Genomic DNA, 14,407 nt, shown 5'->3' with positions numbered 1-14,407 from the left:
TCAGATGTCATTGGCGACCTCGACCGCCGGCGCCGGGGTCACGCCTTCGGCGGCATAGACCGCGTCCAGCCCGATCTCGAGCTTGCGGCGGATGCGTTCGGCCTCGGCCTCTTCCGGGTCAAAGGACAGCGCCCGACGCCACTGGAACCGCGCTTCGACCGTACGGCCCACCATCCAGTAAACATCGCCCAGGTGGTCGCTCAGGATCGGGTCGTTCGGCTCAAGCTCGGCGGCGCGCTCCATCGGCTCCACGGCTTCTTGATAGCGGCCAAGGGTGAAATAGACCCAGGCGAGGCTGTCGACAATCGCGCCGTTGTCGGGCCGCGCGGCGGCCGCGGCTTCGATCATGGCGAGCGCTTCGTCGTAGTGTTCGGACAATCCGCGATCGACCAGCGAATAGCCCAGATAGTTCAGCACCGAAGGGCTGTCGGGCTTGCGGGCGAGTGCGGCGCGGAAGTCGGCTTCGGCGCGGGGCCAATCGCCAATCCGCTCATAGGCGATGCCGCGCGTGTAGTGCAGCCACCACAGGATCGGGGAATCGTCGCCGTAGCCCGCAATCGCCCGTGTGTAGGCCTCGGCCGCATCCTCGAACCGGCCCTGCTCGCGGAAGGCATCGCCCAGCGACACATGGGACAGCGGAACCTGCGGATGGCTGCGTGTGAGCTGGGTCAGAACCTCGATGGCCTGATCGACCCGCCCGGCAAGACGCAACGCCTCGGCCCGGCCCAGTTCGGCGCTGTGAAAGGCCGGATCGTCGGTGGCCACCTTGGCGAAGGTCCGGGCGGCGGCGTCGTATTGTTCCAGCGCGGTGAGCAACTGCGCGGTGGCGATCTGCGCGTCAGCATCCTGTGGCGCGATGTGGCGGGCAGCCTGCGCATAGAGCAGCAGATAGCTTTCGTCTGCTTCCCCCTGCAGCACGTCCGCGAGGCCGACGAACCCATAGGCGATGCCCTGCGCGGGGCTGGTCACGCTGCGCGGCAGGGCGGGGATCTCTTGCGCGGCAAGGGCGGCCTGCACGGCGGTGATTTCAGGATCGGACGCCTCGCCGAAGGCGCGTGTCAGAAGCGATTGCGCGCGCTCGAACGCGCCCAGTTCGGCCAGCACCCGCGCGTGAGAGACGAGCGTCGCCCGCGAGGGGGGCACGCCTTCGGCAGCGGGCAGGGAATAGATCGCATCGGCGGCCGCAAAATCGCCCAGCAGCGTCAGCGCAAGGGCCTTGTGATGTTGGCCGAAGGGGCGCAGGCCGGGGGTGTCGATCACTTCATCGAAGCTCATCATCGCGCGGTCTGGCTTGCCCATCCCCACATGCGCCCAGGCCTGAGCGAGGCCGTCCATCAGCGGGCCGACCTGATGGCCGGCTTCCAGCATGTCGAAGATCGCGGCCCAATCCGCGGCCCCGGCGGCCTGCGCCATAAGGGCGATATTGGCCAATTGGCTGTCTTCCCCCGCACCGTGGAAGGCCCGCGCGAGCTCTGCCGCGGCCTCGATCTCTCCGGTGCCGAGATAGGCGGTCAGCGCCTTTTCCATCAGCTCGGTGTTGGTCGGATCGGCCAGCAGCGTGTGGCGATAGTGCGCGGCTGCCGTCCCGTAGTCGCCGTTGACCATCGCATGCCGCGCCGCGAGATAAGCCCCGGGATCGGGGTCCGCGGCGGCGGGCAGGGTCAGGCACCACAAGGCGCTGGCCGCAGTGGCCAGTCGGGCAGAAGGAAGGCGAAAGATCACAGGGGCGGGCTCCGGTGTAGGTTGTTCGTGCAACCTAGGGTCAAGCCGCACGCGGAGCAATTGTCTTGTCCGGGCTTCGGCGGGATACCGCGTCCGCAAAGCAAAACAGGGCCCGCGCGGGGGCCCTGTTCGAAGAGATCGCGCGACTTGCGTTACATGTTGGGATAGTTCGGCCCGTCGCCGCCCTGCGGGACCGTCCAGTTGATGTTCTGCAGCGGATCCTTGATGTCGCAGGTCTTGCAGTGCACGCAGTTCTGGAAGTTGATCTGGAACTTGGTCTCGGCGCCTTCACCGACAAACTCGTAAACGCCGGCGGGGCAATAGCGCGCCGACGGGCCTGCGTATTCGGGCAGGTTCACGGCGACCGGCAGCGTGGGGTCCTTCAGCTTGAGGTGCGCAGGCTGGCTTTCCTCATGGTTGGTGAAGGAAAACGCCACGTTGGTCAGCCGGTCGAAGCTGAGCTTGCCGTCCGGCTTGGGGTAGTCGATGGGCTGGTGCTGATCTGCCTTCTCGGTGGCTTCGGCGTCGGATTTCCTGTGCTTGAGCGTGCCAAGGACCGAGAACCCGAACGTGTTCGTCCACATGTCCAGCCCCCCCACCATGAGGGATGCGAGCAGCCCGTGCCGGGACCACAGCGGCTTGACGTTGCGCACTTTCTTAAGGTCTTTGCCGATGGCCCCTTCGCGCACGTCGGCCTCATACTCGGTCAGCTCGTCACTGGCGCGGCCTGCGGCGATGGCCGCATAGGCGGCTTCGGCGGCGGCTTTGCCCGACAGCATGGCGTTGTGGTTGCCCTTGATGCGCGGCACGTTGACCATGCCCACCGAACAGCCCAGCAGCGCCACGCCGGGGGCTGTCATCTTCGGCATCGACTGATAGCCGCCTTCGGAAATCGCACGCGCGCCATAGGCGACGCGTTTGCCGCCTTCCAGCAGTTCGGCCACCATGGGGTGATGCTTGAAGCGCTGGAATTCCATGTACGGGAAGACGTAGGGGTTCGCGTAGCCGAGGTGGACGACGAAGCCTACGTAAACCTGATTGTTCTCAAGGTGATAGATGAACGACCCGCCGCCCGCGTTCTTGCCCAGCGGCCAGCCCATGGTGTGGGTGACGGTGCCCTCGCGGTGCTTGGCGGGGTCGATTTCCCAGATTTCCTTCATGCCCAGCCCGTATTTCTGCGGCTCGGCGTCCCGGGCAAGATCGTATTTCGCGATCACCTCTTTCGAGAGCGACCCGCGCACGCCTTCGCCAAGGAAGACGTATTTGCCGTGCAGCTCCATCCCCGGCTCGGTGTTCGGCCCGTAAGAGCCGTCGGCCTCGAGCCCGAAGACGCCCGCGACGACGCCTTTGACTTCGCCCGCATCGCCGTAAACCAGTTCGGAACAGGCCATGCCGGGGAAGATTTCCACGCCAAGGGCTTCGGCCTGTTCGGCCATCCAGCGGCAGACGTTGCCCATCGAGACGATGTAGTTGCCGTGGTTGTTCATCAGCGGCGGCATGGGGAAGTTTGGAACGCGGATCTTGCCCGCCTCGCCCAGCATGTAGAAATTGTCCTCGGTCACGGGCACGTTCAGCGGGGCGCCCTTTTCCTTCCAGCCGGGGATCAAAGCGTCCAGCCCGCAAGGGTCCAGCACCGCGCCCGACAGGATGTGCGCGCCCACTTCCGAGCCTTTCTCGAGCACCACAACGCTAAGGTCCGCGTCCAATTGCTTGAGCCGGATCGCCGCCGATAGTCCCGCAGGGCCGGCCCCGACGATGACGACGTCGTATTCCATGGATTCGCGTTCAATTTCAGCCATTGATGAGCCTCCCTCAGACCAGCCAGACAGTTTTGCAAATGGTTATAGGACGCATCCGCGCGCGGCAATCTTGCTGCTGCATAATTTACCAAGGCCTGCGCAAGACGTGGCGTCGATCACTGGGCGCGGTCAATCTGCTGTCGTCGCACACCGAGGGGCGGCGCGGCGCGCCCGCCGGTGCGACAGGGCCCACAGCGCCCATACGGACAGCACAGAAACATAGCCATCAATGGCATAATGCCAGCCAAGATGGACAGACAGGATTTGGTAGACCGCCACGATTGCAATGCTGACGTATTTCGCGCGTGGAAAACGTTCATAAAGATACAGCGCGAAGACCGTCGCCATGCCCACGTGGACGCTCGGAAATGCAGAGATCCCAGATCCTGCGGCATTTTCACCGTCGATATACTTGGTCCATAGGTCTGTATGGGCGAGGCCCACGTTGGAATCTGATATGCCTGAGACCTTCAGGGCAACAAGCAGATCGCTGAACCGGTCCCCCTCGATGAGGCGATCGTAGAACACAGGCCCGGCGGACAGGAACATGAGCGCTAGAAATGAGCCAAGGACCGCCCAGACGAACGCATGCAACAAGATGAAGCGCCGGACCCGCTTTTCGTCGCCATCGAGGGCGACGATCCATACAGGCAGGAAGAAGGCCGGCAGTAACCAGCAGCTTGTATAGATGAAGCTCAGGTATCTCGCGGGAATGTCCGACAGCACCGCATGCGTCAGCCGGTAGGGGTCTCCGAAGTGCAAAGCGGCGTCCAGTCGCGCCAGTATCGGGTCCGCCCAGAAGCCGGTCATCGCGGGCATGGATGTCTTGAACGCAAAAAACATCATGAAGAAGATGGCGTGCAGCCCCATGATCGCAAAGACGAAGGGAACGCGGCGGATGTCGATATGCTTGCGCAACAGTATCAGGACCATAACAACAGGCAGAATGCTGTTTCCGGCGAAGACGACGAAAAGAGCCATCGCGCCCGGCAGGCTCGTGATCACCTCGCCAAGCAACGTGAGCGGGGAAAGGCCGATCGCGGCATGAACCCCCATGACGCAGGCCGCGTAAAGGGAAACTATCATTGCATAACTGCGCAGAGTTGTGTTCATACCTTTTCACCATTCTGGAATTGGTGCGATCTGCACAGAGAGTTTCCAGTTTGACCCAGTTTTCGCCCGGTCGCAATTCTGGACGGGCGAAGAACGCGAGATTGTAGGAACTGAAGATGGATAAAATACCGCTGACCCGCGCAGGCTTCGACAAACTGGATGCGGAGCTGAAGCATCTGAAAACGGTTGAACGTCCGGCGATCATCCGCGCCATCTCTGAGGCGCGTGAACATGGCGACTTGTCCGAGAACGCCGAGTATCACTCGGCCAAGGAGAAACAGTCGTTCATCGAGGGCCGCGTGAAAGAGCTTGAGGGCGTGATTTCTCTGGCTGAGGTGATCGACCCTGCGAAACTCTCCGGTCCGGTCAAGTTCGGCGCCACGGTGACCCTGATCGACGAGGACACCGAGGAAGAGAAGACCTATCAGATCGTGGGCGAGTATGAGGCCGACATCGAAGCGGGCAAGCTGAACCTCAAGTCGCCCATCGCCCGCGCCCTGATCGGCAAGGAAGACGGCGACAGCGTCGAGGTGCGCACCCCCGGGGGCGTGAAATCCTATGAGATTGCGGACATCGTCTACAAGTAAGGCGCGACCTGATGACCGAAGGCCAGACCAGACCAGACCGGCTGTTGCGGACAGGGGTGCGCGACGCGGGCCTGCCTGTCACCGGGATTGAAGTGATCGCCCTTGCCATCAGCCTGATCTGGCTGGTGGGCACGGTGCTGTTCTTTTTCGTCTTTGCCGGTGGCGAGGGCGAGGCGCAGGCGCTGGACCGTCTGCGATCCGTGATGACGCTGGTGGCGATCGTGCTGCCGATTGCGATGGTCTGGGTCGCGGCGCTGGCTGCGCGGACCGTCCAGACCGTGCACGAGGAAAGCCAGCGTCTGCAGGCGTCGATCGATGCTTTGCGGCAAAGCCACGTCGCGGACCGGCAGGCGCGCGGGGCGGGGGTGGAGTCCTCGGTCGAACGCAAACTCGACGAGATTGCCCGCGCCACGCAGAAAACCGAAGCAGCACTTGCGACCTTTGCCACGTCGCGCCCGACCGCCCGGGTGGCGCCAGCGCCGACGCGCGAGGCGCGGGCAAACGCACCGGCGGCGGATCAGCCAAGCCTTGCGCTGGGCACCACGGCCGAAGACCTCGCCCCACCGCTGTCCCGTCCCGACCTTGTGCGGGCGCTGAACTTCCCCGACACCGAAGGGGATGAGGTGGGCTTTGCCGCGCTGCGCCGAGCGCTCAAGGATCGCACGGCGAAACAGTTGATTCAGGCCAGTCAGGATGTGCTTACCCTGCTCAGCCAGGACGGCATCTATATGGACGACCTGACCCCGGATCGCGCCCGCCCCGAAGTCTGGCGCAAGTTCGCCGCCGGCGAGCGCGGCAAGAGCGTGGCCAGCCTTGGCGGCGTGCGCGACCGCTCCTCATTGGCGCTGACCGCCGCCCGCATGCGCGAGGATACGATTTTCCGCGATGCGGCGCACCATTTCCTGCGCAAATACGATCAGATGCTCGTGGATTTCGAGCAGAACGCCAGCGACGAAGACCTTGCCGCGCTGGCCGAGACCCGCACCAGCCGCGCCTTCATGTTGCTGGGGCGCGTGACCGGGGCCTTCGACTAGACCTGTCGCACCATGGTGGTCGCGCTGTTGAACCCGAAGACATGGCGCAGCGGGCCGAGGTGGTGCACGTCCAGCGCGACGAAGCCTTCGCGTTCATAGAGCGCGCGGGCACGGGGGTTGCTGTCCACCACGTCAAGGCGCACCTCTTTGTAGCCGCGCTGGGCCGCTTCGGCGTAGGTCGCTTCAAGCAAGGCGCGCCCGACCCCTTGCCCGCGCGCGGCAGGGCGCACGAAAATACCGTCCAGCAGGAAGCGTTCGTTCTCGACATCCCGTTCCAGCAGCGCCAGCAGCCCAATGCGCCAAGTGCTGCCGAGCCAGCCGTAATGGCGGGCCATCTCGCGCCAGCCGCCGGCGACCAGCGCGCCGTGATAGGTCTTGAAGCCCACGACGCCCTGCAGCGCGCCCTGCCGGTCGCGCGCGACCAAGGCGTGGGCTGGGTCGAGCACGTCTTCGATGAAGCGCAGGGCGCGCGGCGCGGGGCCCATGATGCGGCCGAGCTTGTCACCGAAGGCCTGCCAGTAAAGCTCTGCGATCTCGGCGCGTTCCGCGGGCGTGAACCCCGCAGAGACGCGGTGCGCCGTCACAGCCAGTCCGCCGCGCGGGCAAGATCGTCGGGGGTGTTGATGTTGAAGAACGCGGGCGGCGTCGTGTCGGGGAACCGCGCCAATGCCGCGCCCTGCGCGGAGGTGAAGCTGCGGACCTTGCGCCCGCCCTGTTCGAGATAGGCCGCAAGCGGTGCGCGCAGGGAGACGGGCCAAAGACCGAAGGTCCCGTGCTCGCCGTCGGAGGTTTCCGCGATGGCGAGCTTGCCGCTACCGGCCAGCAGCAGACGCGGCACCAGATCGCAGGGAAAGAACGGCGTGTCGACGGCGACGGTGACGATATGGCTGGCCCCAAGGGCTGCCGCCCAGTCCAACCCCGTCAGCACCCCCGCGAGCGGGCCAAGATGCCCCGCAAGGCTGTCGCGAATGACCGGATGGGGGGTGCGCAGGGCGGCGTTGGCGTTGACCGCGATCCGGTCAACCTGCGGCGCAAGCCTTGCCTGCACTCGCTCAAGCAAGCTCTCACCGCCGAGCCTCAACCCGGCTTTCGAGACGCCCCCCATGCGGGTGCCGCGCCCCCCGGCAAGGATCAGGCCGAAGGGTTCACGCATCGGGGCACATTGTGTCAACGGTTCGGATCATGGCGCAGGCTTCATTGTCTTCGGTCACGGGCGGGGCTATGCCCGTCGCAATGGAAATGTAAGGCAGGCAGATGACGGACGCACCCCTGAAATCGCAGTATTGGTCGGGCTTCAGGCAGGGCCTACCGTTCATGCTTGTCGTCGTGCCGTTCGGGCTGCTGTTCGGCGTGGTGGCCAGCGAATCGGGCTTCACGCCGGTGCAGATCATGGCGTTCTCTTCGGTGGTCTTCGCCGGAGCGTCGCAATTCGCGGCCCTGCAACTGATGGTCGAGGATGCGCCCTTTCTGATCGTCGTGGCCACGGCGCTGGCGGTGAACCTGCGGATGGCGATGTATTCCGCGTCGCTTGCCGTCTGGCTGGGCGAGGCGCCTTTGTGGAAACGGGCGCTGATCGCCTATGTCAACGTGGATCAGAGCTACGCGGTCTCGGTCAACCGCTATGAAGACCGCCCCCAGATGAGCCTTGCCGCGCGGATCGCGTTCTTCTTCGGGGCGGTAACTCCGATCTGTCCGGTCTGGGTTCTGGCCACCGGCGTCGGCATCTGGGTGGGCGACGCGATCCCCGAGTGGATGGCTTTGGATTTCGCCGTGCCGATCTGTTTTCTGGCAATCATCGCGCCGATGATGCGCACGCTTGCGCATATGGTGGCGGCGCTGGTGTCGATCGTGCTGGCACTGGCACTGGCGGGTCTGCCCTATAACACCGGCCTGCTGATCGCCGCGATTGTGGCCATGATCGTCGGCGCGCGGGTCGAGGTGATGAGCGCACGGAGGGTCCCGGCATGAGCGCGGCTTATATCTGGACGGTGATTCTGGTGCTGGGTGTCGGCACCTATCTGATCCGGTTCTCGTTTCTGGGGCTGATCGGCGGGCGGCGGTTGCCGGACTGGGCGCTGCGGCACCTGCGCTATACCGCCGTGGCAGTGCTACCCGGTCTGGTGGCGCCGATGGTGCTGTGGCCCGCCGCCACCGGGGGCGAGGTTGACCCCGCACGCCTCTCCGCCGCGCTGGCGACCTTTGGCGTGGGCATCCTCACCCGCAACGTGATCGCCTCGATCCTCACCGGGGGGGTGGTTCTTTACGGAATGCTTGCCTTGACAGCGGGCTACTGAGCCGCCCGCAGCACCGCGTCGATCTCGGCCGCGGCGATGGATTTGTCATCGGCATCGTTTTCGCGGTGGATGCGCGTGCGCACGCCGGGGGTCTGCGCGAACTGATCGGCCAGATTGTTGGGAAAGAACGTCGGGCGGATATGCTCGAATCCGGGCAATTGCGCCAACATGCGCGAGGTATGCGCGGTGCACATCGCCTTGGGCGTCGGGCCGTTGGCGATTGCCAGTTGCAAGGCCTGTTCGGCCACCTCAGCGGGGACGTCCACCTCTTGAATGAGGGTGTAATAAGTCTCGCGCGAGTGGAACGAGATGTAGAGCTCGGCCAGTTGCGGCGTGATGCCGAAATGCACGTCGTTACGCTCGGGGATCGTGTCATGGCCGAAGGTGCCCGCGGGATCCCAAAGCACCTGCTGGCTGGCGTTGATGATCAGCCCGGAATGCGCGCCATTGTCCGAGCTGGTGTTCTTCATGGTCATCAGGGTCAGCCGCTTCGGGCCGGGCTGCACATAGGCGACGCGGTCGATGTCGGCTTGCGGGGCCAAACCCTCGCGCCGGGAAACGCCGCCGCAGGCGGCCAGCGCCAGCGGCGCCGACAGCAGAAAGAACCGGCGGCGCATCCGGATCAAGCGTTGATCAGCGCAAGCAGGATCAGCGCCACGATGACCGCGATTGCGGCCCGTGCCGACAAGGTCAGGAAGCCCTGAAAGGTCTTTTCCTGAACTTCGATGTCCATTTCGCCGTGCTTGTGATCTGCCATGAGATGTTCCTTTGTTCGCGTTGATCGGGCTTTACCCGATTCAAAAGCCCTTGTCAGCACCCGTCAGCACCCGTCAGGCGCTCGTCTTGTCGTGGGGGTCGGGGGCTGCGTCGGCCGCTTCGTCCTCGTCCTTCAGGGATTGCGCCAGCCGAAAGCCGATGCGCGTGGCTTTTTTCTGTTCGACGGGTTTCGGCAGCGCCCGCAGCATGACCGAAAGCTGGGTCACGTGCTGGACAAGTTGCGTCTTGGCGCCGTGGGAATCGGTGCCGTAGAAAGTAATGATATCCGGGTCGTAATAACCCAGCCCGGCGATGCGGATCGTGCCCGAGCTGTCCCCCGCAAAGCCCATGGCCACCTCATGCTCCGCGTCGAGGGTTTCCTCGAAGTTCTGGATGTAGAGGATGAGCCGCTCATACGCCCATTGCGCGGGGCTTTTGTTCTGCGCGCTGCGGTTGGTCTGCGGCGGCGCGACCTTCGGATCGGCATGAACCTCACGGCAGCGGGGCAGGGCGGCATTCTCAAGCGCTTCGGCCGAGGTGGCGATCGTGTCGTCCATAATGTCATCCTGTTCGCGCGGCGGGGTCTCGCCCGCAACATAACCCTGCAAGGCACGATGTCCGAGTGGAAAAACGGCTGGGACCGCAGGCCAGTGTTAAGGGATGCGGGGACAACGATGCTGGAGTAGGCCTCAGACCGCCTGAAACCAATAGGCCCCGTCGCGCAAGGTTCGGGTGGCGCGGCCGGTTTGGTGCAGGTGATTGAGGTGGGCCAGCGCCTCGACCAGTGCAAGGCCATATTCGGCGGGGCCGATGTCGCGCTTGAACAGCGGTTTGAAGCAATCGCCGGCGCGTTTCGGCGTGTCGATATGGGCCATCAAGCGGGTTAGCGCGCTGTGATGGTTGTCGATCAACTGCCGCATCCGTTTCGGCAGGCCGGTGAAGGGCAGCTTGTGCCCGCCCAGAACCAGTTGATCGGGGCGCGCGAAGGCGGACAGACGCTCGCAGGCCTCAAGCCATTCGGCCAGCGGGTCGGCGTCGGGTTCCGTGGGATAGACCCCGATGTTGGGGCTGATCGACGGCAAAAGCTGGTCGCCCCCGATCACAAGCGCGTCGTCGCGGCTCCAGAAGGTTGCGTGTTCCGGCGCGTGTCCGTTGCCCATGCGAATGTCCCATGTGCGCCCGCCCATGCGGAGGGTGTCGCCCTCTTTCAGACGGGTGAAACCCAGCGGCATGGGGTGCACGCAATCAGCAAAGTTGAAAGGGCGTTCCGCGCGTCGTTTGGCAAGCAGGTCCGCGTCCATGCCGGCGCGTTCGTAAAAAAGAAGCGAGCGGGACGGGTAGGCGGGCTGTTCGTCCAGCACCAGCATCCGGGCCATCAGCCAGGCAGTGCGCGGCATCGCCAGCGTGGCGCCGGCGTCCTGAAACCAGCCGACCAGCCCGATGTGGTCGGGGTGGTGGTGGGTGCCGATGACGCGGGTCACCGGTTTGCCCGCCAGCGGTCCGGCCAGCAAATCTTCCCAGATCGCGCGGGTTTTCGAGGTGTCGAAACCGGTGTCGATAAGCGTCCAGCCGTCGCCGCCGTGCAACGTGTCGTCCAGCGCATAGACGTTGACGTGATCCAGCGCCATGGGCAGCGGCAAGCGCATCCAGAGCACGCCGTCCGCCACCTGGGTGGCCGTGCCCTGTGTCGGAGGCTCAGACCAGGGATAGTCGATTTTATCTGTCATGCCGGAGGCCTAGCGCAGAACGGCTCAGGCCACCAGATCATCGGTGGAAATCGCCATCAGATCGCTGGCCCCTTCGCGCACCTGCGCCAGAAGCGTCGTGTACTCGGGCAACATCCGTTTGATATAGACAGTGGCAAGCCGTTCGCGGCTGTCGTCCCCGTGCAGCGCGGCCAGAAGGTGGTAGTAGCCGCCCAGCACCCGCGCAAAGGCTCGCAGATAGGGCACAGCCCCGGCGAAACGGTCGGTGAGCTCTTGCGCGACGAGCCATTCGGTGGCTTCGCGCAGGGTTTCGCAGGCGTGCCAGACCGGTTCGGCCAGATCGGGACATTTCTCTTTCGCGGCCTCGGCGGCGGCTTCGATTTCGTCCATCAGGGCAAAGGCCGCTTCGCCGTTGTCCATCATCTTGCGCGCCACAAGGTCCATCGCCTGAATGCCGTTGGTGCCCTCATAAATCGTGGTCACGCGCACGTCGCGGGCGAATTGCGCCGCGCCGGTTTCCTCGATGAAGCCCATGCCGCCGTGGACCTGAATGCCCGTGGCGGCCGTCTCGACCCCGACGTCGGTGCCGAAGGCCTTGGAGATCGGCGTCAGGAGGGCCGCGCGGGCTTTCCATGCGGCATCGCCGGTGGCGGTGCTCATGTCGATGGCGATGGCGTTCGAGATGGCAATCGAGCGGGCGGCGAAGACTTCGGCCTTCATGGTGGCCAGCATCCGGCGCACGTCTGCATGCTCGACGATTGTGCCCGAGCCGCCCGCGCGGCCCTGCTTGCGCTCCATCGCATAGGCCAGCGCGTGTTGATAGGCGGCCTCGGCCGTGCCGATGCCCTGGGTGCCGACGCCGACGCGAGCGTTGTTCATCATGGTGAACATCGCCGCCATGCCGCCATGCTCGGGCCCCACGAGCCAGCCGCGCGCACCGTCATATTCCATCACCGCGGTGGGCGAGCCGTGCAGGCCCATCTTGTGCTCAAGGCTGACGACGCGCAGCGAATTGCGTTCCCCCAGCGTGCCATCCTCGTTGGGGATGATTTTCGGGACCATGAACAGGCTGATGCCCTTGGTGCCTTCGACCCCATCGGGCAGGCGCGCCAGCACAAGGTGGCAGACGTTCTCGGTGAAGTCGTTGTCGGCCCAAGAGATATAGATTTTCTGGCCGGTGATCGCGTAAGAGCCATCGCCGTTGGGCGTGGCCTTGCTGCGCAGCGCGCCCACGTCCGAGCCGGCCTGCGGTTCGGTCAGGTTCATCGTTCCGCACCACTGGCCGGAGATCAGCTTGGGCAGGTAGAGGTCCTTGATCGCGTCGCTTGCGTGGTGTTCCAAAGCCTCGATCTGGCCCTGACACATCAACGGGTTGAGCTGCAGCGACAGGCAGGCCCCCGACATCATGTCGTTCACCGCGGTCGTCAACGTAAACGGAAGGCCCATGCCGCCATAGACAGGGTCGGCGGACATGCCGATCCAGCCGCCGTCGGCAATCGCCTTGAAGCCTTCGGCAAACCCGGGCGAGGTGCGCACGATGCCGTTTTCCAGCCGCGCGGGGTGCTCGTCTCCGTTGCGCTGCAGCGGGGCCAGCACCTCATCACAGAGCTTCGCCGCTTCGGTCAGGATCGCGTCGCGCATGTCCGGCGTGGCGTCGCCGAAAGTATCGGTGCCGGTGACCTGATCGAAGTTCACCACATGGTCGAGAAGGAAACGAAACTCGGAGGCGGGCGCAGCATAGGGCATGAAGGCTCTTTCAGTGTGATCTTGGATTCAATGTGCAGGCAGCGTATGTGGCCGATGACAGAAAGGCTACGCCGATGAACCGAACCCGCAACCGAAACGCAGCGTCATGACCCCGGTGACCACGCGCACCTTCGCCGCCGATCCGGCGGGATTGGAGGCCGCAGCCGAAGCCTTGCGGGACGGTGGGCTCGTCGCCTTTCCGACCGAGACGGTCTATGGGCTGGGCGTGGATGCGCGCAATTCCGACGCTGTGGCTCGCCTGTATCAAGCCAAGGGCCGCCCGAGTTTCAATCCGCTGATCGTGCACGTCGCCTCGTTCGAGGCGGCCGAGGCGCTGGTCGAGTTCGATGCCACGTCGCGCGATCTGGCCCAGGCGTTCTGGCCGGGTGCCTTGACGCTGGTCCTGCCGTTGAAAGAGGGGGCGGGGATTTCGCCGCTGGTGACGGCGGGGCTGGCGACGCTGGCGGTGCGGATGCCCGATCACGCGGTGGCGCAGGGGCTGCTGGCGGCGTTTGACGGCCCCGTGGCGGCCCCTTCGGCCAATCCCTCTGGACAGGTCAGCCCGACGACATTCGCCCATGTCAAAAACCAGATGACCGGGCGGATCGACGGGATCCTGGATGGTGGGGTCTGCGGCGTCGGGCTGGAATCGACCATCGTTGCCGCAAGGCCCGTGCCCACGTTGCTGCGCGCCGGTGGGGTGCCGGCCGAGGCGATCGAGGCGGCGTTGGGCGGCGCGCTCGCCACCCCGAGCGATAGGGTGGACGATACGGCGGCGCCGACCTCTCCGGGGCAGTTGTCATCGCATTACGCGCCGAAGGGGCAAGTGCGGCTGAACGTGGACCACCCTGCGCCGGATGAGACGCTTTTGGGCTTCGGGCCGGTCGAAGCTCCGCTCAACCTGTCGCCTTCGGGCGATCTGGTGGAGGCGGCGGCGGCGCTGTTCGACGCGCTGCACCGCTTGAACGAGATGGGGGCGGAAAAAATCGCGGTGTCGCCGATTCCGGCACACGGGCTGGGTCGCGCGATCAACGACCGCTTGCAACGCGCAGCAGCGCCGCGCCCCGAGGGGTCAGGCGCGCCCGCCTGAGGTGGACAGCATCAGCGGGTTGATGCCCAGAACCTTCAGCGCGGCGGTCCATTTGTGCTCGGCCGCGCGGCCAAACAGGATATCCTCGGTCGCGTCGCAGACCAGCCAGCCGTTCTGCATCAGCTCGCCCTCAAGCTGCTGCGGCCCCCAACCGGCATATCCCAGTCCCAACATCGAGCGTTTCGGGCCGCTGCCGGTTGCGATATCCTCAAGAATATCCAAGGTCGCGGTCATCGAGACGCCCTCGGCCACCTCCATCGTGCCCGCGCCCGAAGCATAGTCGGCGGTGTGCAGCACGAAGCCGCGTCCGGTCTCGACCGGGCCGCCGTAATGCACCCGCACGTCCACGGCGAGGTCCCCCTCATCGATGCTGAGCTGTTCGAGAAGGTCCGAGAATCGCACATCCGGCGTGGGTTTGTTGACGATCAAACCCATCGCCCCCTCGGGCGTATGCGCGCAGATATAGATCACCGCGTGATCGAAGCGCGGGTCGCCCATATCGGGCATCGCGATCAGCAGCTTGCCCACAAGGTTGGTGGTCTCGGTCATGGGCCAAAGAT

At 64.9% G+C, this 14,407-nt stretch carries 16 protein-coding genes; 5 read left to right on the top strand and 11 right to left on the bottom strand.

Annotated elements, in window-relative coordinates:
- The 3 genes from DC363_RS05790 to DC363_RS05780 form a co-directional block, all read right to left on the bottom strand.
- Positions 1–1,722 (bottom strand): tetratricopeptide repeat protein, encoded by a 1,722-nt coding sequence (locus tag DC363_RS05790; protein ID WP_108640184.1) that lies wholly within the window; start codon positions 1,720–1,722, stop codon positions 1–3.
- 152 nt (positions 1,723–1,874) lie between these two features.
- Positions 1,875–3,521, bottom strand: a complete 1,647-nt coding sequence (locus tag DC363_RS05785; protein ID WP_108640183.1) for an electron transfer flavoprotein-ubiquinone oxidoreductase — start codon at positions 3,519–3,521, stop codon at positions 1,875–1,877.
- 129 nt (positions 3,522–3,650) lie between these two features.
- Complete coding sequence (locus DC363_RS05780) at positions 3,651–4,634, bottom strand: phosphatase PAP2 family protein (protein WP_108640182.1); 984 nt, start codon at positions 4,632–4,634, stop codon at positions 3,651–3,653.
- 116 nt (positions 4,635–4,750) lie between these two features.
- On the opposite strand from DC363_RS05780, the gene greA reads away from it, so the two are divergent.
- Together greA and DC363_RS05770 are read left to right on the top strand one after the other, a co-directional pair.
- Positions 4,751–5,221 (top strand): transcription elongation factor GreA, encoded by a 471-nt coding sequence (greA, locus tag DC363_RS05775; RefSeq protein ID WP_108640181.1) that lies wholly within the window; start codon positions 4,751–4,753, stop codon positions 5,219–5,221.
- An 11-nt stretch (positions 5,222–5,232) separates the two neighbouring features.
- Positions 5,233–6,255 (top strand): hypothetical protein, encoded by a 1,023-nt coding sequence (locus tag DC363_RS05770; protein ID WP_108640180.1) that lies wholly within the window; start codon positions 5,233–5,235, stop codon positions 6,253–6,255.
- Here the strand turns inward: DC363_RS05770 and DC363_RS05765 are convergent.
- Both DC363_RS05765 and mobA read right to left on the bottom strand, forming a co-directional pair.
- A complete protein-coding gene (locus DC363_RS05765; protein WP_108640179.1) occupies positions 6,252–6,839 on the bottom strand; it encodes a GNAT family N-acetyltransferase in 588 nt (195 codons plus the stop codon). The two genes, DC363_RS05770 and DC363_RS05765, sit on opposite strands and share 4 nt — an antisense overlap.
- Complete coding sequence (gene mobA, locus DC363_RS05760) at positions 6,836–7,408, bottom strand: molybdenum cofactor guanylyltransferase MobA (RefSeq protein ID WP_108640178.1); 573 nt, start codon at positions 7,406–7,408, stop codon at positions 6,836–6,838. The genes DC363_RS05765 and mobA overlap by 4 nt, the downstream gene beginning before the upstream one ends.
- A 101-nt stretch (positions 7,409–7,509) precedes the next feature.
- On the opposite strand from mobA, the gene DC363_RS05755 reads away from it, so the two are divergent.
- Complete coding sequence (locus tag DC363_RS05755) at positions 7,510–8,223, top strand: AzlC family ABC transporter permease (protein WP_108640177.1); 714 nt, start codon at positions 7,510–7,512, stop codon at positions 8,221–8,223.
- A complete protein-coding gene (locus tag DC363_RS05750; RefSeq protein ID WP_108640176.1) occupies positions 8,220–8,549 on the top strand; it encodes an AzlD domain-containing protein in 330 nt (109 codons plus the stop codon). The genes DC363_RS05755 and DC363_RS05750 overlap by 4 nt, the downstream gene beginning before the upstream one ends.
- Here the strand turns inward: DC363_RS05750 and DC363_RS05745 are convergent.
- From DC363_RS05745 to DC363_RS05725, 5 genes are all read right to left on the bottom strand, one after another.
- Positions 8,543–9,166, bottom strand: a complete 624-nt coding sequence (locus DC363_RS05745; protein ID WP_108640175.1) for a hypothetical protein — start codon at positions 9,164–9,166, stop codon at positions 8,543–8,545. The two genes, DC363_RS05750 and DC363_RS05745, sit on opposite strands and share 7 nt — an antisense overlap.
- 5 nt (positions 9,167–9,171) lie before the next feature.
- Positions 9,172–9,306 (bottom strand): aa3-type cytochrome c oxidase subunit IV, encoded by a 135-nt coding sequence (locus tag DC363_RS05740; RefSeq protein ID WP_108640174.1) that lies wholly within the window; start codon positions 9,304–9,306, stop codon positions 9,172–9,174.
- A 73-nt stretch (positions 9,307–9,379) separates the two neighbouring features.
- Positions 9,380–9,862 carry a DUF6173 family protein gene (locus tag DC363_RS05735; protein ID WP_108640173.1) on the bottom strand — a complete coding sequence of 161 codons (483 nt, stop codon included), beginning with the start codon at positions 9,860–9,862 and terminating at the stop codon, positions 9,380–9,382.
- A 132-nt stretch (positions 9,863–9,994) separates the two neighbouring features.
- Positions 9,995–11,032, bottom strand: a complete 1,038-nt coding sequence (locus tag DC363_RS05730; RefSeq protein ID WP_108640172.1) for an MBL fold metallo-hydrolase — start codon at positions 11,030–11,032, stop codon at positions 9,995–9,997.
- A 24-nt stretch (positions 11,033–11,056) separates the two neighbouring features.
- On the bottom strand, positions 11,057–12,757 hold the full coding sequence (locus tag DC363_RS05725; protein ID WP_108640171.1) for an acyl-CoA dehydrogenase family protein: 1,701 nt from the start codon (positions 12,755–12,757) through the stop codon (positions 11,057–11,059).
- Positions 12,758–12,863: 106 nt separating this feature from the next.
- Here DC363_RS05725 and DC363_RS05720 point away from each other — a divergent pair, with 106 nt between their 5' ends.
- Positions 12,864–13,847: an L-threonylcarbamoyladenylate synthase gene (locus DC363_RS05720; protein WP_108640170.1), complete on the top strand. Its 984-nt coding sequence runs from the start codon at positions 12,864–12,866 to the stop codon at positions 13,845–13,847.
- On the opposite strand, the gene DC363_RS05715 is transcribed toward DC363_RS05720, so the two are convergent.
- A complete protein-coding gene (locus tag DC363_RS05715) occupies positions 13,830–14,396 on the bottom strand; it encodes a YqgE/AlgH family protein (protein ID WP_108640317.1) in 567 nt (188 codons plus the stop codon). The two genes, DC363_RS05720 and DC363_RS05715, sit on opposite strands and share 18 nt — an antisense overlap.
- Between the last annotated feature and the right edge of the window lie 11 nt (positions 14,397–14,407).

The sequence above is a fragment of the Thalassorhabdomicrobium marinisediminis genome, assembly GCF_003072065.1.
GTDB classification, from domain to species: Bacteria; Pseudomonadota; Alphaproteobacteria; order Rhodobacterales; family Rhodobacteraceae; genus Octadecabacter; species Octadecabacter marinisediminis.
Note: the sequence above shows the minus strand (reverse complement) of the source record. Positions and strands in the feature narration are given on the sequence as shown.